This window comes from Kitasatospora sp. NPDC089913, assembly GCF_044748625.1.
In the GTDB taxonomy this organism is placed as follows: Bacteria; Actinomycetota; Actinomycetes; order Streptomycetales; family Streptomycetaceae; genus Kitasatospora.
Map to the genome: position 1 here is coordinate 117,231 of NZ_JBIVGI010000025.1, position 17,173 is coordinate 134,403.

Consider the following 17,173-nt stretch of genomic DNA (forward strand, 5'->3'; position numbering starts at 1 on the left):
GCCAGTACCTCCGGGGCCGGGTCCGCCCCACCGGACCCGGCCCCGCCGGATCACCCGGCGGGCTGCTGCTGGGTCACGCAGTGGATCCCGCCGCCGCCCGCCCCGAGGCGGTCGATGTTGAGCTGCTCGACGGTGCGGCCGGGGAACAGCCGGGCGAGGGTGGCCCTCGCCGCGCTGTCGGCCCGGGTGTCGCCGAACTGGGCGGATATCACCGCGTTGTTGCACAGGTAGTAGTTGGCGTAGGAGCCGACGAAGTTCGGGTCGGTGGAGCGGATGAGGTTGTAGTCGGGTCCCTGGATCTGGCTGACCGTGTACCGCGACCCCTGGGCGTTGGTGGCGGCCGACAGGATCTTGTACTGCTGGCGCGCGTCCTGCGACCAGGCGTCGTTGTCGCTCGCCAGCGGCATCTGGACCACACCCGTGGTACCGCCGAGGTAGCGGGACGTGGCGTCCACGTGGTCGTCGGTGATGTCCTGGCCGGCGATGCCCGCGAACCAGATCACCTTGGAGGCGCCGAAGGCGGCGCACAGCGCGCTCTCCACCTGGGCCTGGGACTTGCCGGGATTGCGGTTGGAGTTGAGGATGCTGCTCCGGGTGGCCATCAGGGTGCCGGCCCCGTCGGCCTCCACGGCGCCGCCCTCGGCCACCAGCCCGGCGGCGGTGAACGGCAGGCCCAGGTAGGCGGCGACCCGCCGGGCGACCAGGGCGTCGTTGGCGTGGGTCTGGTGGTTGCCCCAGCCGTTGAAGTTGAGGCCGATGGTGTCGAGGCCGCCGGCGCCGTCGGTGCGGAAGACGGGACCGGTGTCCCGCATCCAGCAGTCGTCGACCGGGATGTCTCCGATCACGGTGACGGCCGAGCCGCACATCGACCGGGCCTTGGCGACACTGGCCGGGTTGGCGCACATGGTCACCGGCTCGTACTTCGCGATCGTCTTCGCGATCAGCGCGATGTCCGACTGGACCCCGGCGAGCTTGCTGCGCCAGATGCTCGTGCTGTCCGGCCAGGCCATCCAGGTGCGGGTGTGGCGCAGGGTGTCGATCGGCACCCGGAAGCCGGCGGCGGCCGCGGCGGCCCGGTCCGTCCCGGCGCCGCGGCGGCCGGCGGTAGCGGCGGCGGCCGGTCCGCCGGTGGCGACGGTGAGTGCGGTGCCGGCGGCGGCCAGGCCCGCGACAGCCAGGAACCGGCGGCGGTCGAGGCCGTCGGCCGAGCTCCCGCCGGTCGACCGGTCGGCCGTCCCGTCGGTCGGTCCGCCGGTCGCTCTGTCGGATCTGGAGCGGTTGTTCATCACTACCTCCGTGTCAACGTCCGCTGCTCGTCGAGCAGTTGACCGAAAAGGTAGAACTGACCAAGCGCTCGGTCAATACTTTGCGCAGCATCGGCCCGTCCCCCGGCCCCGGCAGTCGTTACAGTGACCGCCATGGCGACACAGGCGACGGGCGCGGACCCGGCCACCACCCAGGACGCGGTCGGCGGCAGCCCTGCACCGGCCGCCCCCCGGAGCACGACCGCCGCCCGGACGGCCGGCACCGGCCGCGGCCGGACCTCGGCCAAGGGCGAGCAGACCCGGGCCCGGCTGATCGCCGCGGCCCGGATCCTGCTCGCGGGCGGCGAGGCCGGCCGGTTCACCACCCGCAACGTGGCCGCGCTGTCCGGGGTCTCGCACGGGATGTGCCACTACCACTTCGCCGACCGGACCGACCTGATCGTGGCCGTGGTCGCGGACATCAGGCCCGAGTGGATCACCCCGCTGGAGGAGGCCGTGGCCGCCCCGGGCGGCTACGCCGAACGGGCCGAACGGGTGCTGACCCTGCTCACCCGCCCGGAGAGCCCCGACCTCGCCCGGCTGCACGCGGCCCTGCACTGGCTCGCCCTCAACGACGAGCGGGTCCGGGTCGCCCTGGAGGCCGAGTACGGGCGGTGGCGGTCCTGCTTCGTCCGGCTGTTCCGGGCGCTCGCGGACGAGCGCGGCGGCGACACCGACCCCGCGCCGCTCGGCGAGGCCTTCGCCGCCGCCGTGGACGGCATCGCCGCCATCGGCTCACTGGACGGGACGGTGGACGCCGCGCGGGTGCTGCGCACCCTGCTGGACTCGCTGGCCTCGACCGTCGGCCCCCGGGACCGCTGACGGCCCGACGGGCAAGCCCACGGACGGGCCGACGGACGGGCCGTCACGGATCCGCCCCGGCCGGCCCGACGGCGTCGACCCGTTTGCGGTGCTCGACCCGGCTGCCCGAGACGACCGTGACCACCAGGCAGGCCGCGATGATGCCCTCCGCCCAGAAGAACGCCACGTAGTCGATCAGCGAGCCGATCGGCGGCGCTCCGGGCGCGGCGTTGCGCATGCCGATCAGCGCGAACAGGGTCGCCGCCATCCACCCCAGCGAGGGCCACACCATGCCCTGGCGGCCCCGGTAGAGCACCTCCGCCCCGGCCAGGACCGCCAGCGCGAGCGCCCACATCGCCGCGATCATGAACCAGGCCAGGATGAAGGTGCTCCGGGCCCTGCTCACCCGCCCCTCGAACACCGTGCCCTCCGCCCCGTACGGGGTGCCGGCCGGGCGGACGAAGAAGAACGGGTCCGCGTCGCCGAACACCACCCCGACCGGGACGGCGCCGGTGGCGTCCGCGGCCGAGAACAGCACCTCGAAGCGGTAGCGGTCGAAGGGGTAGTCGGTCGGGGTGCCGCCGTAGAGGTTGACCGGAACCGGCTTGGGCGTGGCCGCCTCCCCCGGTTCGGCCCGCAGTTCGGTGCGGCTCGTGGCGCGCACGGTGATGTCGACCCGCCGGGTGAAGGTGCCGGACTCCGGGTCCTGGGCCAGGGTGCCGTGCGGGACGGGCACCACGTAGAGCGTCATCTCACCGCCGGCGGCGTCGATGTCCTGGGAGGTGACGTCGAGTTCGACCCAGTCGCCGGTGGTGGGGAGGGAGAGCTCCCGGGTCTGCTGGCGGGTGTTGCGCTCGTTGAAGTACAGCGCGATCCCGGCCGAGCACAGCACCGCGAGGATCAGCAGGACGAGGAGGAAGCGGCGGTCCCGCAGCCGGCGCCCGCTCACGCCGGACTGGTGCCGGGGACGGCGGGCTGTTGCTGGGTGGCGCAGTGGATGCCCCCGCCACCGGAGGCGATGTGGTTGATGGACACCTGGGAGACCTTCCGGCCGGGGTGGAGGTCGCCGATGATGCCGGCGGCCCGGTCGTCGGCGGCCTGGTCGCCGAAGCGCGGCACGATCACACCGCCGTTGCAGACGTAGTAGTTGAGGTAGGTGGCGAGGAAGTCCTTGCCCGCGCCCGGGATCAGGTCGATGTCCGGTTCGGGGAGGTCGACCACCTTGAGGGTGCGGCCCCGGGCGTCCTTCGCCGAGGCGAGGACCTGGAGGGCCTGGTCGGAGGCCATGGTCCAGCTGTCCGGCGGGGTGTCCGGGCCCGGGCGGTGGATGACGACGGTGCCGGGCTCGGCGAAGCGCGCCAGCGCGTCGATGTGGCAGTCCGTGATGTCCTGACCGGCGACGCCCTGGAACCACAGCACGGTGCTGACGCCGAGCAGGTCCTTGAAGGCCGCCTCGATCTGGTCCCGGGTCTTGCCGGGGTTGCGGTTGGGGTTGACCCAGGAGCTCTCGGTGGCCATCAGGGTGCCCTCGCCGTCCACCTCGATGCCGCCGCCCTCGCCGGTGACCGGCGCCTGGATCCGCGGGATGCCGTAGTGGTCGAGGACGTTGCGGGCGACCTGGCTGTCGTTGGCGTGGGTCTGCTTGTTGCCCCAGCCGTTGAAGTTGAAGTCGACCCCGGCGAGCCCCTGCGGTCCGGTGACGAAGGTCGGGCCGGTGTCGCGGGCCCACAGGTCGTCGACCATCAGCTCCAGGACCTCGACCGTGGAGCCGCAGGCCTGCCGGGCCTGCTCGGCCTGGTCGGGTCGGGCCAGCAGCACCACCGGCTCGAAGCCGGCGATGGCGCGGGCCAGCCCGGCGATGTCCTCCCGGACGCCGGGCAGTTGGTCGCCCCACACCTCCTCCAGGGCCGGCCAGGCCATGAAGGTGCGGGTGTGCGGGGCCGACTCGGCCGGCATCGAGCGGGCGGCCGCGGCCGGGCTTCCGGAGGCGGAGGGGCTGCCGGAGGCGGACGGCGCCGGGGCCGAGGCGGTGCCGGCGGGGCTCGGCGGCTGCTCGTCGCCGCTGTCGGAGGAGCAGCCGGCGGTCAGGGCCAGAGCGGCGAGTGCCGTCCCGGAGCGCAGCAGCGAACGGCGGGACGGCCCGGGGTGGGCCGGGTGAGCCGGGTCAGCCATGGGGCCTCGTTCCGGTAGGTGCCTGAGGGGGTACGGTCCCGCACGCTACTGAAGGCCGGGTCAGGACCGGCCGCGGCAGGTACCCGCCATCGGGGTGAATCCGGGGACGGCGGAACGACGCCCGCGAAGACCCCGGCCCGGCAGACCCCGAGCGGCTGCCGGGCCGGGGGGGGCTCACAGGGCGCGGCGCGCGGCGGCGATCCGGTCGGGATCCCAGCCGGGCCGGGGCACGGACTCCAGCAGCAGCCGGGTGTAGGCGTGCCGCGGGTCGTCGAGGACCTCGGCGGTGGGCCCGGCCTCGACGATCCGTCCGTGCCGCATGACCACGACCTCGTCGGTGACGCAGCGGACCACGCCGAGGTCGTGGGTGATGAACAGGTAGCCGATGCCGGTCTGTTCGCGGATGTCGGCGAGCAGGTTGAGCACCTGGGCCTGGACCGATACGTCCAGTGCGGCGACCGCCTCGTCCAGCACCAGGACGGCCGGCTGCACGGCCAGCGCCCGGGCGATGGCGACGCGCTGGCGCTGGCCGCCGGAGAGCTGCCGGGGCAGTGCCTCGGCCGCCCGGGTGCCGAGGCCGACCTGGTCCAGCAGTTCCTTGATCCGGGCCTGGTGGTCGGTGCCGGGGAAGTGCAGCCGCAGGGTCTCCCGCAGAGCGGCCTCGACGCTGGTGCGCGGGTCCAGCGAGAGGTACGGGTCCTGGAAGACCATCTGCACCTCGCGGGCCCGGGCGAGGCGTTCGGCCCTGCCCCGGGCGCCGCCGGTGCGGGCCCGGCCCTTCACCAGGACCCGGCCCGCGTCGGCCCGTTCGAGGCCGACCACGATCCGGGCGGTGGTGGTCTTGCCGGAGCCGGACTCGCCGACGACGCCGAGCGATCCGCCGGCGGGGAGGGTGAAGGAGACCTCGTCCACGGCCCGGACGGCGCCGAAGGTCCGGCACAGGCCGGTGACCTCCAGCGCGGCGGTGTCCGCCGCGAGGCCCGGCAGGGCGGTGCCGGTGGCTGCCTCAGACATCGGCGGGGCTCCCTTCGAGCGGGTGGTGGCAGGCGGCCGGCTGCCCGGGACGCCGGGGGGCCGGCCGCAGCGCGGGGGCCTCCTCCCGGCAGCGGTCGGTCGCGTACCGGCAGCGGGCCGCGAACGCGCAGCCGGTCAGCTCCTGCCGGAGGTCCGGCGGCTGGCCGTCGATGGCGGCGAGCCGGCCGGTCGGGCCGTCCAGCCTCGGGGTGGAGGAGAGCAGCGCCGAGGTGTAGGGGTGCCGGGGCCGTTCGAACAGGGCCTCGGCCGGTCCCGACTCGACGATCCGGCCCGCGTACATCACGTAGACCCGGTCGCTGATGGCAGCGGCGAGGCCCAGGTCGTGGGTGACGAACAGCAGGCCGGTGCCGAAGCGTTCGCGCAGCCGGTCCAGCAGGGCGATGACCTCGGCCTGGCTGGTCACGTCGAGCGCGGTGGTGGGCTCGTCGGCGAGCAGCAGGACCGGGTCGCCCATCAGCGCGGCGGCGATCATGACGCGTTGCAGCATGCCGCCGGAGAGCTGGCCGGGGTAGCGGCGCATCAGCTCGGGCCCGAGGCCGACGGCGTCGAGGAGTTCGACGGCGCGCCGGTCCGCGTCGGCGGCGCTCATGGTGCCGGTGAGGCGGACGCTCTCGGTGAGGAAGTCGCCGATGCGGCGCAGCGGGTTGACCGCCGCCCGCGGGTCCTGGAAGACCATCGCGGCCCGGCCGGTGCGCAGTTCGCGCAGCCGGGCGGCGTCCATGGTGAGGACGTCGTGGCCGTCGACGAGGACCTCGCCGGCGGGGACGGCGCCGGGCGGCAGCAGGCCGAGGGCGGCGCGCGAGGTGAGGGACTTGCCGGAGCCGGACTCGCCGACCAGGGCGACGGTCTCGCCGGGGGCGACGGTGAGGTCGACCCCGTCGAGCACCGGGCGGGCGGTGCCGGGCAGGCGCAGGCGCAGCTCCCGGACGTCGAGGGCGTTCACGTGGTCCTCCGGGCGACCTGGTCGGCCCAGCGCTCGCCGACGACGTTGAAGGCGACGACGGTGAGCACGATGAGGACGCAGGGCAGGATCGCGGAGAGCGGGTAGCCGTGCTGGATCGCGGTCTGGCCGTCGAAGACCATACGGCCCCAGTCGGGGGTGAGGGCGGGGACGCCGAGTCCGAGGAAGGACAGGCCGGCCAGGTCCATGAGGGCGTATCCGAAGTTGACGGTGGACTGGGCGAGCACGATCGGCGCGATGTTGGGCAGCACGTGCCGCAGGCAGATCTGGAGGGCCGAGTGGCCCTGGACCTGGTAGGCGGAGACGTAGGGCCGCATGCGTTCGGCCAGCACCAGGGAGCGGGTGAGGCGGGAGACGTAGGGCAGGTAGGCGATCGCGAGGGCGACGACGGGGGCCATCAGGCCCTCCCCGTACACGGCGACGATCAGGATGGCGAGCAGCATGCCGGGGAAGGCGAAGACGAGTTCGGTGCTGCGGGACAGCACGGAGTCGATCCAGCCGCCGCGCCAGCCGGCCAGCAGGCCGACGGCGACTCCGGCGACGGTGGAGAAGACGACCACGCCGAGCGGCCCGAGCAGCGAGGTGCGGGCGCCGATCAGCAGCCGGGCGAGGGTGTCGCGGCCGGCGGCGTCCACGCCGAGCAGGTGGTCGGCGGAGGGGGCGGCGAGGGCGTTGCCGAGGTCGACGGCGTTCGGGTCGTCGGGGGCCAGCCAGGGGGCGAGCAGCGCGGCGAGCACGACCAGGACGGCGAGGCCGAGGCAGATCCGGTAGAGCGGGGCGCGGGCGGACTTGACCCGGGCGAGGCCGGGCCGCCGGGCGAGGGCGACACTCATGCGTCGGACCTCCTGGAGCCGAGGGTGACCCGGGGGTCGACGAGCGGGTGGAGCAGGTCGACGAGCAGGTTCACCGTCATGAACAGGGCCACGATGATCAGGGAGATGGCCTGGACGGTCGGGAAGTCCTTGGTGGTGGTGGACAGTTCGAGGAGCTGGCCGAGGCCGCCGACGCTGAACGCGGACTCCACCAGGATCGTGCACACCAGCAGGGTGGAGACGATCAGGCCGCCGGTGGTGAGCACGGTGCCCAGCGAGTTGCGGAACACGTGCCGGCGGATCACCTCGCGCTCGGGCACGCCCCGGCTGCGGGCGACGGTGACGTGCTCGCCCTCCAGGGCGTCCAGCATCGCCGAGCGGGTGACCCGGGCGAGCATGCCGATCAGGTAGAGCGCGAGGGCGACCGCGGGCAGGGTGAGGTGCCAGGCCATGTCGAGCAGGCCGTCGCCCGCGCCGCTGGTCGGGAACCAGCCCAGTTCGACCGCGAACAGGCCCTGGAGCAGGACCGCGGCGACGAAGGACGGGGTGCCGACGGCGAGGGTGGTGGTGACCAGGATCGCGGAGTCGGTCGCGCCGCCGCGGACGGCGCCGATCCAGCCGAGCACCAGGCCGATCGCGACGACCACCAGCAGGGCCATGGCCACCAGCAGCAGGGTGGCGGGCAGACGGTCGGCGAGCAGGTCCGACACGTCGGTGCGGTAGGTGAGGGAGCGTCCGAAGTCGCCCTGCAGCACCTGGCCGAGCCAGCGGAGGTAGCGCACCAGGAAGGGGTCGTCCAAGTGGTACTGCTCGTTGATCGCCTGCAGGGCGGCCGGGGAGGCCGAGCGCCCGGACAGCAGGAAGCTCGCCGGGCTGCCCGGCGCCAAGTACATCGCCCCGAAGACGACGAAGGAGGCGCCGAGCAGGGTGACGGCCATCTCGACCAGCCGTCGGACGGCGAATCGCAGGAAGGTCACCGCGCGGCCCCCACGTCGGCGGCCCACGGGTAGTACAGGTAGGAGATGGTGGTCGGGGCGCCGGTGATGCGCTTGTTCAGGAAGACGGCGGTGGGCCACTCCGCGACCGGGATCCACAGCAGCTGCTCGGAGGCGGTCCGCTGGAGCTGCGCCTCGATCGCGCCGCGCTTGGCCGGGTCGTACTCGGCGGAGGCCTGGTCGACCAGCTGGTCGTAGGCGGGGTCGCTGTAGCCGGCGAAGTTCTGGTAGGCGCCGGTGCGGAAGTTGGCGAGCAGGTCGAGCGGGTCGGTGATGGAGTCGTAGTACGTCTCCGGGAACATGTCCAGGCCCTCGCGCGCCTTGGGGTCGGTGAACAGCGAGGTGAAGGCGTTCGGGGCGATGGTCCGCAACTGGACGTTGAGGCCGATCCGGGCCCCGGCGGACTGGACGGCGGTGGCGAGCAGCGAGACGTCCTGGCCGATGCTGCTGGTGGCGACGGTGAGGGTGCGGCCGCTCGCGCCGGCCTCCTTGACCAGGGCCTTGGCCCGCTCGATGTCCTGGGCGGTGGGGGTGAGGTGGGCGAACGCGGCGGCGCGGACGTCCTCGGGCAGCGCGCCCCAGGCGGCCTTGGTGGTGAGCGAGCCGGTGACGGTGCCGGCGCCGGCGAGGCCGGTGCGGACGAAGCCGGTGCGGTCGAGGGCCAGCGACAGCGCCTGGCGCACCCGGAGGTCGCCGAGCGGGCCGTCCATGCTGGTGACGTTGAGGTTGACGGTGCTGAGGCCCTCGCCGAAGTACAGGGTGCCGGTGCCGCCGTTGCGGAGCCGTTCGTAGCTCTCGGTGGGGATCAGGTAGCCGCCGTCGACCTCGCCGCTGAGCATGGCGTTGGTGCGCGCGGAGGGGTCGGTGAGGAAGCGGACGACGACCTTGCCGGCCTTGGCCCGGTTGCCCCAGTAGCCGTCGAAGCGCTGGAGTTCGATCGACTGGCCCTTGACCCAGCTGCCGAGCTTGAACGGCCCGGTGCAGTCGAGACCGCCGCTGGTGCCGTAGTCCTTGCCCGCGGCCTCCACCCCGGCCTTGGCGGCGACGGTGCCGGCGGCGGTGGCCATGTACTGCGGGAACTGCGAGTCGGGCCGCTTGAGCTTGACGGTGACCTGGAGCGGGCCGGTCGCGGTGACGGTGTCGACGTTCTGGAAGGACTGCGCCCAGGCCGCCGCATTGTCGGGGTTCATCTGCCGGCCGAGGCTGTAAACGACGTCCTCGGCGGTCATCACCGAGCCGTCGTGGAAGTGCACACCGGTGCGCAGGTCGTAGACCCAGGTGGTGGGGTCGGGGTTGGACGCCTTCTCGGCCAGGCCGGGGGCCAGGGTGAGCTGGGGCGTCCAGCGCATCAGACTCTCGCAGACGTTCGACAGCACCGTGTTCTGCGGGTAGTCGAAGGCCTGGAGGTAGTCCAGGGTGGGCGGCTCGGCGTAGGTGGCCCAGGTGAAGGAGTCGATGTCCCCGGCGGCCGGCGGGCTGGAGGGCGACAGCTGGATGCCGGCCCCGTCGGTGGATCCGCCGCGGGGCGGGCCCGAGCAGGCGGCGACCAGGGCGGCGGCGCCGAGCAGGGCGGTGGCGACGACGAGCGGGCGCCGGGTCCGGGTGCGTCCGGTGGGTGCGGTGGGAGTCATGAGGGTGGTTCTCCGTTCGCTGGCTGGGTCAGGCGCGGGCGGCCGGAAGCTGCTGGGTGATGCAGTGGACGCCGCCGCCGCCGAACGCGATCACCCGGGACCGCACGCCGACGACCTTGCGGTCGGGGAACGCGGCGGCGATCACGGCGAGCGCGCCGGCGTCCTCGGGGTGGTCGGCGACGGGGACGACGACACCGCCGTTGGCCACGTAGAAGTTCAGGTAGCCGACCTCGACCCGGACGTCGTCCACCTCGACGAAGGCGGCCTGGGTGACGTCGACGATCTCGAACGGGCGGCCCTGGGCGTCGGTGGAGTGCTCCAGCACCGTGCGGTTGGCGCGCATCCGCACGTAGTCGGGGTGGCCGGGGTCGGCGGGCAGCTGCACCACGACCTTGCCGGGGGCGACGAAGGCGCACACGCCGTCGACGTGGCCGTCGGTCTCGGTGTCCAGGGCGCCGCCGTAGGGCAGCCAGATGATCTTGGTGACGCCGAGCCGGGCCTTCAGCTCGGCCTCGATCTCCTCGCGGCCCAGGTCGGGGTTGCGGTTGGGGTGGAGCAGGCACTGCTCGGTGGTGATCAGCGTGCCTTCGCCGTCGACGGTGATCGCACCGCCTTCGAGGATCATCTCCGAGCGGATCGCGGGCACGTCGAGGTGCTCCAGCAGCAGGCCGCTGATCCGGTCGTCGGCGTCCCAGGGGTGGTGCTTGCGGCCCCAGGAGTTGAAGCGGAAGTCGACGCCGGCCCGGCGGCCCTCCTCGTCCAGGACGAAGATCGGCGCGGAGTCGCGGAACCAGGAGTCGTCCAGGGGGAGTTCGAGGACGGTCAGGTCCGGGCCGCACAGTTCGCGGGCCTCGTCGCCGTGGCCGGGCGGGGCCACCATGGTGACCGGCTCGAACTCGGCGATGGCCCGGGCGACGGCCGCGTACTCGCGCTTCACCTCGTCGAGGGTGTTGCCCCAGAGGTCCGGCCGGACCGGCCAGGCCATCAGGCAGCCGTCGTGCTCGGTCCACTCGGCGGGCATGCGGTAGGTCATCGGGTTCCTCGTTCTCTTCGGGCCCGGCCGGGCCCGGCGCGTCGGTTGCGCGGGGCGGCCGGGTGCTGCGGGAGGTGCACGGGTACTGCGGGAGGTAGGTGCGGGGCTGCGGACGGGGAGCCCCGGCGGCCCGTCTCCGTGGGGAACGGACGGGCCGCCGGGGAGTCAGCGGAGCGGCGGGACGGACGGCTGAGACTGGGTGGCGCAGTGGATGCCGCCGCCGCCGGAGGCGATGTTGTCGATGTCGACCTGGACGATGTCGCGGGTCGGGAACTCGGCCTGGAGGATCGCGCGGGCCCGCGCGTCGGCCGCACCGTGGCCGAACTGGGGGACGAACACGGCGTCGTTGGCCACGTAGAAGTTGCTGTAGCTGGAGAGGAAGTCCTTGCCGAGGTCGCGGCCGCGGATCCGCTTCCGGTCCGGGGCGGGCAGCTCGACCACGGTCAGCGCGCGGCCGCGGGCGTCGGTGGCGGTGCTCAGGGCCCGCTTGGCCTGCTCGTAGACCTTGACCCAGACCTGGTCCGTGCCGGGTCCCGGCCGGTCCAGCAGGACGCGTCCGGGCGCGGTGAAGCGGGCCAGGCAGTCGATGTGGGCGTCCGTGATGTCCTGGCCGGCCACGCCGTCCAGCCAGATCACCTTGTCCATCCCGAGCGTCGTGCGCAGAGCGCGCTCGACCTCGGCCTGGGACATGCCGGGGTTGCGGTTGGGGTTCACCCAGGAGCTGACCGTGGCCAGCAGGGTGCCCTCGCCGTCGGTCTCCAGGGCGCCGCCCTCGCCGACGAAGGGGGCCCGGATCCGGTCCACCCCGTACTCGGCGAGGAGGGTGCCCGCGACGGCGGCGTCCTCGGCGTAGCGCTGGTAGTAGGGGGTGCCGTCCTTGCCCCAGCCGTTGAAGTTGGTGTCGACGCCGGCGATCGTGCCCGGCCCGACCACGAAGGTGGGCCCGAAGTCGCGGATCCAGAGGTCGTCGTTGGAGATCTCGACCACGGTGATGCGGTAGTAGGCGCCGGGGCCGCAGTAGTAGCGGGCGTCGGCGGCCTGCCCGGGGCGGGCCACCATCACGACCGGTTCGTAGCGGGAGATCTCGTGGGCCAGCTTGGCGATGTCGTCGCGGACTGCGGACAGCTGGGTGCGCCAGACCGAGGGCAGGGCCGGCCAGGCCATGAAGGTGCGGTCGTGCCGGTCGCTCTCGGCGGGCATCCGCAGCGGCGGGGCGGCGGCCCGGGCGGCCCCGGCCGCGGCGCCGTCGGTCGCCGGGGCTTCGGTCGCCGGGGCTTCCGTCGCCGGGGCGGCGGCCGCCCGGGCGACGGCCGGGACGGCGGAACCGAGGGCGATCAGGGGTACCGCGGCGGCGCCGAACCGGAGCAGGCCGCGACGCGAGGGGGTGGGGGTGTGCATGTCGCGCTCCCTGGCAGAAGGTGGGAGGTGTGGGGTTGCCCCGCGGGGAGGGTCGCCCTGTGGGGAGGGTCGCCCTGTGGGGTTGCCCCGCATCCTGCACCGAACTGAAAATTCAGTCAAGCATTTGGTTCACGGCTTACCAATAACCCTGAAACGATCATCAGGAACGTGGTCCGACCAGCCAGGGAGCGCGTAGAGTGGGCGCCCATGTCGGACCGTCGGACGGAAATACTCAGAGCCGCCACCCGCGTGATCGCCCGCCGGGGGGTCCGCGGACTGCGGGTGGGCGAGCTGGCCGCCGAGGCCGGCGTGTCCACCTCGCTCATCTACTACCACTTCAGCGACCGGGCCGGACTGCTGCGCCGGACCCTGGACTTCATCAGCGACCGGGCCGACCACTACACCGCCGAGCCGGACCCGGCGCCACGCACCGAGGACCCCAGGGCCGACCTGGAACAGGTCCTGCTGCTGGAGCTCCAGGACACCGCCGACGTACGCGAGAACAGCATCGCCTGGGGCGAGTTGAGGGCCACCGCGGTCTTCGAACCGGACCTCCGCGAGGACCTCGCGCGGACCACCCACACCTGGGTGCACGACGTCGCCGAACTGCTCGCCCGGGCCGACCCCGGCGGCACCGCCCCGGCCCACGCGGCCGCCGCCGAACGGCTGACCGCGCTGGTCGAGGGCCTCAGCGTGCGCTGGCTCAGCGGCTCGCTGCCGGTCGAGCACGCCCGGCTGCTGCTGCGCGGGGCGATCGGGGCGGAGCTGGACCGGCACCGCCCGCCCGGCCCCGACGGCCGCACCGTCCCGGTGGCCGTGGCCGGGGCGGCCTCCGGGGCCGGATTCGGCCGATCCTGACGCAACCTCTAAACTCGGCGGCACCGCGCGTGCCGGACGCCCCTTTCCCGGGCCCGTCCGATCCCCGGGTCGGTCCGGCCCCCGGACCGGAACGGCCCCCGGACCGGACGCCCCCGGCCCGCTCGGCCCCGCCCCGCCCGCTCCCGGGCCGGACCGGGGCGCCCGCGTCCCGCCCAGCCCAGCCCGCCGAGAGAGGCAGCCCGCATGTCCGCCGACCGATCCCCCTTCGCCACGCCGCCGGTCTTCCAGGAGCTGACCCCGGACGACCCCCGCGAGGTCGGCGGCTACCGGCTGTTCGCCCGGCTCGGCGCCGGCGGCATGGGCCGGGTCTACCTCTCCTACACCCCCGGCGGGCGGCCGGTCGCCCTCAAGGTGGTCCGGCCCGAACTCGCCGAGGACCCGGAGTTCCGGGCCCGCTTCGCCCAGGAGGTGGCCAGCGCCCGGCGGATCCACGGCCTCTTCACCGCCCAGCTGGTCGACGCGGGCGTGGACGCCGTCACCCCGTGGCTGGCCACCACCTACGTCCCCGGCCCGTCGCTGCAACAGGTGGTGCAGCGCTTCGGCCCGCTGCCCGAGCGGACGGTGCTGCTGCTGATCGCCGGCATCGCGGAGGCGCTCCAGGCGATCCACGGCACCGGGGTGGTGCACCGCGACCTGAAGCCGGGCAACGTCCTGATCGCCCCCGACGGCCCCAGGGTGATCGACTTCGGCATCGCCCGGGCGGCCGACGCGGGTGCGCTCACCAGTACCGGCCTGCGCATCGGCTCCCCCGCGTACATGGCGCCCGAGCAGGCCACCGGCCGGCCCGCGACGCCCGCCACCGACGTCTACACCCTCGGCGCCCTGGCCGTCCACGTCGCGACCGGCGCCCCGCCGTTCGGGGACGGCCCGGACCCGGCGACGCTCTACCGGACCGTGCACGAGGAGCCCGACCTCGACCCGGTCCCGGAGGGCCTGCGCGGACTGCTGCTGGACTGCCTCGCCAAGCGGCCCGAGGACCGCCCCACCACCGCCGAGGTGATCGCAGCCGTCCGCGAGCACCCGGCCGTCGCCGGGCACCTGCGGTTCGGCGACGACTGGCTGCCGCACCCGCTGACCAGCCAGATCACCCGGCACGCCGACCTGCCGCAGGTACCGGCCGAGGCGGCCGGCGGGTCCGCCGACGGCGATCCGGACCAGGCACCGACGGTGCTCGCCCCGCGGTCGGCGGCGGCCCCGACGCTGGTGGCCCCGGCGCTGCCGCCCGCGAGCGCCACCGTGACGGCAGCCGGGCGGCCGGCACCGCACGACGGCCGGGCCGTCGATCCGGCCGGTGGCCGGGCGCGGGCGAAGCCGCGCCGCGGACCGGGCCTCGGGCGCACCGCGGTGACCGCCGCCGTCGCGCTGACGGTCGGCGCCGCGGCCACCGTGCTGCTGCTGGACACCCCGGAGACGGTGGAGGCCGCGACCTCCGAGGACCGGGTGACCGCCCCGGCCACGCCCGGCACGCCCGCGCCCACCTCCGCACCGGCCTCCGTGCCGGCCCCGGCCACGCCGTCCCCGTCCGCCACCCCGGCGCCGACGCCGACCCCGACGCCGACCCCGGGCGCCGACTACGCCGTCGCCTACCGCGCGACCGAGCTGACCTCGGCGGACGCCGGCTACGAGTTCGACCTCGCGACCGGCACCGTGGTCCCGGCCGACAGCGTGTCCTGGTACCTCGGCCGGGGCGAGAACGAGTTCCTGGTCCCGGAGACCGCCGATTCCTACATCGGCCGGGACGCCGCCCTGGGGGTGGCCGAGTGCGTCAAGGGGCTGAGCAGCCGGCCGACCGGGCGGGTGCCGTTCGGCGCCGTCGGCCCCCGGGGCGCCTTCTGCGTCCGGTCCGCCGACGGCCGGTCGCTCGCCGTGGTCCGGGTGCTCTCCACCTCGGGCACCGAGGGGCCGGTCAGAGTGTCCGTGGACCACTACCGCCGCAACGGCTGAGCCCGCCCGCCGCACCCGCCGCGCGGCAGGACCCGGCCCCCGACCGGAGCCCCGACCGGACTGCTCCCGGTCGGGGCTTCACCCTTTCCTTGCATTTGACTGATTTTTCAGTCAATGCGACAGTGCAGTTCACGGCGATGCCGGACGACTCGTCCGCCGCCGGTCCGGCGCCGCACCCGGCGCTCCGCGGAGCCCCGCCCCCTCGGCACCGGACCGAACCGCTCCCAGCCCCACCGGAGTCCACCGTGTCCCACTCCCCCCTCGCCCGTCGTACCGTGCTGCGTTCGCTCGCCGGCGCCGGCCTGATCGCGCTCGGCGCGTCCGGCTGCGCCGCCGTGGACGACCTGACCGACCCGGCCGAACCCTCCTCCTCCGCCGGGAACCCGACCGGAGGCACCTCCGGAGCGGGGCGCCGGCTCGGCGCCGAATGGGAGAAGCACGAGCGGACGATGATGTCCTGGCCCGCCTCCGAGGACGTCTGGGGCGAGCAGCTCGCCGCCGTCCGCAAGGACATCGCCGAGGTGGCCCGGGCCGTCGGCGAGCGCGAGCCGGTGGTGCTGCTGGTCCGGCCAGGCCAGGAGTCCTCGGCCCGCAACGCCTGCGGCTCCGACGTCGAACTGCTCACCGTCCCGGTCGACGACCTGTGGGCGCGCGACACCGTGCCGGTGTTCGTCGAGGAGGGCGGAAAGGTCAAGGGCGTCGACTTCAACTTCAACGGCTGGGGCCGCAAGCAGCAGCACGGCAACGACGCCAAGGTGGCCCGGGGCGTCCTGTCGCAGTACGGGATCGAGCGGGTGGAGACCCGGCTGGTCGCCGAGGGCGGCTCCTTCGAGAGCGACGGCCGGGGCACCCTCCTGATCACCGAGAGCTCGATCGTCAACGACAACCGCAACCCCGGGACGAGCCGCGACCAGGTCGAGGCCGAGCTCAAGCAGCTCCTCGGCGTCACCAAGGTGATCTGGCTGGCCGGCGTCAAGGGCAAGGACATCACCGACGCCCACGTCGACTGCCTGGTCCGCTTCGCCGCCCCCGGCGTCGTCCTGCTCGACCGGGCCTTCCCCGGAACCCCGCCGGACGTCTGGTCCCGCTCCGCCGACCAGGCCCGCTCCGTGCTCGACGGGGCCACCGACGCCACCGGCGCCCGGCTCAAGGTCGTCGAACTCCAGCAGCCCGACCCCGACAAGATCACCGGACGCGGCGACGCCTTCGTCTCCTCCTACATGAACTTCTACCTCGGCAACAAGGGCGTCTACCTGCCCCTGTTCGGGGACCCCCGGGCCGACGACCACGCCCACGACGTCTTCCGGGAGCACTTCCCCGGGCGCGAGATCGTGCCGCTCCAGATCGACACCATCGCCGGTGGCGGCGGCGGCATCCACTGCGCCACCCACGACATCCCCGCCGCCGGCTGACCGACCGTCCGGCCCCGGCCACCGCGACCGGCTCCGGACCTCTCCGCACCGGCTCCGACCAGGACAGACACGTCATGCAGTCAGATGACTGATGCGCCCATGCTTTCCCCTCCCGCAGGCTGATCGTGCGGCGGGCCCCAGGACGGGACCCGCCGCCGATGCGCACTGTCAACCAGCCCGGGTCGAGGACCCGGGCGGTCCTGGAAAGCGAGTTCCACCGTGGCCCTGAAGTCGTTCAAGTCGGCTGCCACCGTCGTCGCGGGCGCGGTCGCCGGAGCGGTCATGCTGCTCACGGCGACCCCGGCCTCCGCGGCCAATCCCCCGTACGACGGCTGCCCCGCCTGGGCGCTCTGCCTGTACCAGAACGGCGGCGGCCTGGGCTCCAAGGCGATCGTCGTCCCGCCGTCGGCCGGCGGCGGCACCGAGATCGTGCGCCTCACCAAGGTCCACTTCCTCAACGGCGACCTGGCCAACGACCAGGTGTCGTCCTGGATCAACAACTCCCAGTGCCAGATCGAGTTCTGGGACGACGCCTACGGCGAGCTGCACCCGTCCCAGATCGACTTCGCCTCCTCGTGGAGCTGGGGCGCCAAGGGCGACTACAACGCCGGCACCAGCACCTACTACAACAACGACCGGATCTCCGGCCTGCGCTTCTACTGCCCGTAACGACTCCGGCGCACCCGGCGCTCCGGCGCCGTTCGCCCCGACGCCCCCGGCTCCCGCACGGTGCCGGGGGCGTTCCGGCGCGGTCTCCCGGCCCCTCTCCCCGGCCGGGAACACCACCTCGACACGG

The 17,173-nt window shown here is 74.0% G+C and carries 15 protein-coding genes; 5 read left to right on the forward strand and 10 right to left on the reverse strand.

Translation table 11 applies throughout. From position 1 onward, the window contains the following. Window positions 1-50: 50 nt before the first annotated feature. Window positions 51-1,286, reverse strand: a complete 1,236-nt coding sequence (locus ACIPYS_RS30635) for an agmatine/peptidylarginine deiminase (protein ID WP_093859149.1) — start codon at window positions 1,284-1,286, stop codon at window positions 51-53. Between the two features lie 132 nt (window positions 1,287-1,418). Between ACIPYS_RS30635 and ACIPYS_RS30640 the strand changes: the two genes are divergently transcribed. Next, the gene (locus tag ACIPYS_RS30640) at window positions 1,419-2,126 is read left to right on the forward strand and encodes a TetR/AcrR family transcriptional regulator (protein ID WP_400752190.1); all 708 of its coding nucleotides are present in this window, start codon (window positions 1,419-1,421) and stop codon (window positions 2,124-2,126) included. A 43-nt stretch (window positions 2,127-2,169) separates the two neighbouring features. Here the strand turns inward: ACIPYS_RS30640 and ACIPYS_RS30645 are convergent, their stop codons facing one another. The 9 genes from ACIPYS_RS30645 to ACIPYS_RS30685 all read right to left on the reverse strand — a co-directional run bounded on the left by ACIPYS_RS30645 (window position 2,170) and on the right by ACIPYS_RS30685 (window position 12,142). Then, complete coding sequence (locus tag ACIPYS_RS30645; RefSeq protein WP_159424809.1) at window positions 2,170-3,054, reverse strand: DUF4436 family protein; 885 nt, start codon at window positions 3,052-3,054, stop codon at window positions 2,170-2,172. After that, entirely contained in the window at window positions 3,051-4,277 is a 1,227-nt protein-coding gene (locus ACIPYS_RS30650) for an agmatine deiminase family protein (protein WP_400752193.1), read from the reverse strand. The genes ACIPYS_RS30645 and ACIPYS_RS30650 overlap by 4 nt, the downstream gene beginning before the upstream one ends. Window positions 4,278-4,451: 174 nt before the next feature. After that, window positions 4,452-5,291, reverse strand: coding sequence for an ABC transporter ATP-binding protein (locus tag ACIPYS_RS30655; protein WP_400752196.1), 840 nt, complete (start codon window positions 5,289-5,291; stop codon window positions 4,452-4,454). Further along, window positions 5,284-6,255, reverse strand: a complete 972-nt coding sequence (locus ACIPYS_RS30660) for an ABC transporter ATP-binding protein (RefSeq protein ID WP_400752198.1) — start codon at window positions 6,253-6,255, stop codon at window positions 5,284-5,286. Before ACIPYS_RS30660 ends, ACIPYS_RS30655 begins: the two co-directional genes overlap by 8 nt. Continuing rightward, a complete protein-coding gene (locus ACIPYS_RS30665) occupies window positions 6,252-7,106 on the reverse strand; it encodes an ABC transporter permease (protein ID WP_093859154.1) in 855 nt (284 codons plus the stop codon). Before ACIPYS_RS30665 ends, ACIPYS_RS30660 begins: the two co-directional genes overlap by 4 nt. After that, window positions 7,103-8,062 carry an ABC transporter permease gene (locus tag ACIPYS_RS30670; RefSeq protein WP_093864689.1) on the reverse strand — a complete coding sequence of 320 codons (960 nt, stop codon included), beginning with the start codon at window positions 8,060-8,062 and terminating at the stop codon, window positions 7,103-7,105. Before ACIPYS_RS30670 ends, ACIPYS_RS30665 begins: the two co-directional genes overlap by 4 nt. Further along, window positions 8,059-9,711, reverse strand: coding sequence for an ABC transporter substrate-binding protein (locus ACIPYS_RS30675; RefSeq protein ID WP_400752203.1), 1,653 nt, complete (start codon window positions 9,709-9,711; stop codon window positions 8,059-8,061). Before ACIPYS_RS30675 ends, ACIPYS_RS30670 begins: the two co-directional genes overlap by 4 nt. 28 nt (window positions 9,712-9,739) lie before the next feature. Beyond that, window positions 9,740-10,744, reverse strand: a complete 1,005-nt coding sequence (locus ACIPYS_RS30680) for an agmatine/peptidylarginine deiminase (RefSeq protein WP_093859156.1) — start codon at window positions 10,742-10,744, stop codon at window positions 9,740-9,742. A gap of 165 nt (window positions 10,745-10,909) precedes the next feature. After that, window positions 10,910-12,142, reverse strand: a complete 1,233-nt coding sequence (locus tag ACIPYS_RS30685) for an agmatine deiminase family protein (protein ID WP_400752206.1) — start codon at window positions 12,140-12,142, stop codon at window positions 10,910-10,912. Between the two features lie 207 nt (window positions 12,143-12,349). On the opposite strand from ACIPYS_RS30685, the gene ACIPYS_RS30690 reads away from it, so the two are divergent. From ACIPYS_RS30690 to ACIPYS_RS30705, 4 genes are all read left to right on the forward strand, one after another. Continuing rightward, window positions 12,350-13,000 carry a TetR/AcrR family transcriptional regulator gene (locus ACIPYS_RS30690; RefSeq protein ID WP_093859158.1) on the forward strand — a complete coding sequence of 217 codons (651 nt, stop codon included), beginning with the start codon at window positions 12,350-12,352 and terminating at the stop codon, window positions 12,998-13,000. 204 nt (window positions 13,001-13,204) lie between these two features. Next, complete coding sequence (locus ACIPYS_RS30695; RefSeq protein WP_400752210.1) at window positions 13,205-14,965, forward strand: protein kinase; 1,761 nt, start codon at window positions 13,205-13,207, stop codon at window positions 14,963-14,965. 245 nt (window positions 14,966-15,210) lie between these two features. Beyond that, a complete protein-coding gene (locus ACIPYS_RS30700; RefSeq protein WP_400752213.1) occupies window positions 15,211-16,377 on the forward strand; it encodes an agmatine/peptidylarginine deiminase in 1,167 nt (388 codons plus the stop codon). A 219-nt stretch (window positions 16,378-16,596) separates the two neighbouring features. Beyond that, the gene (locus ACIPYS_RS30705) at window positions 16,597-17,046 is read left to right on the forward strand and encodes a peptidase inhibitor family I36 protein (RefSeq protein ID WP_093859159.1); all 450 of its coding nucleotides are present in this window, start codon (window positions 16,597-16,599) and stop codon (window positions 17,044-17,046) included. The last annotated feature ends 127 nt before the right edge of the window (window positions 17,047-17,173 follow it).

Bases quoted from the DNA above. Each gene is read 5' to 3' on its own strand.
- ACIPYS_RS30665 (WP_093859154.1), bottom strand. From the start codon at position 7,106: ATGAGTGTCGCCCTCGCCCGGCGGCCCGGCCTCGCCCGGGTCAAGTCC.
- ACIPYS_RS30655 (WP_400752196.1), bottom strand. From the start codon at position 5,291: ATGTCTGAGGCAGCCACCGGCACCGCCCTGCCGGGCCTCGCGGCGGAC.
- ACIPYS_RS30635 (WP_093859149.1), bottom strand. From the start codon at position 1,286: ATGAACAACCGCTCCAGATCCGACAGAGCGACCGGCGGACCGACCGAC.
- ACIPYS_RS30690 (WP_093859158.1), top strand. From the start codon at position 12,350: ATGTCGGACCGTCGGACGGAAATACTCAGAGCCGCCACCCGCGTGATC.
- ACIPYS_RS30680 (WP_093859156.1), bottom strand. From the start codon at position 10,744: ATGACCTACCGCATGCCCGCCGAGTGGACCGAGCACGACGGCTGCCTG.
- ACIPYS_RS30685 (WP_400752206.1), bottom strand. From the start codon at position 12,142: ATGCACACCCCCACCCCCTCGCGTCGCGGCCTGCTCCGGTTCGGCGCC.
- ACIPYS_RS30675 (WP_400752203.1), bottom strand. From the start codon at position 9,711: ATGACTCCCACCGCACCCACCGGACGCACCCGGACCCGGCGCCCGCTC.
- ACIPYS_RS30650 (WP_400752193.1), bottom strand. From the start codon at position 4,277: ATGGCTGACCCGGCTCACCCGGCCCACCCCGGGCCGTCCCGCCGTTCG.
- ACIPYS_RS30695 (WP_400752210.1), top strand. From the start codon at position 13,205: ATGTCCGCCGACCGATCCCCCTTCGCCACGCCGCCGGTCTTCCAGGAG.
- ACIPYS_RS30640 (WP_400752190.1), top strand. From the start codon at position 1,419: ATGGCGACACAGGCGACGGGCGCGGACCCGGCCACCACCCAGGACGCG.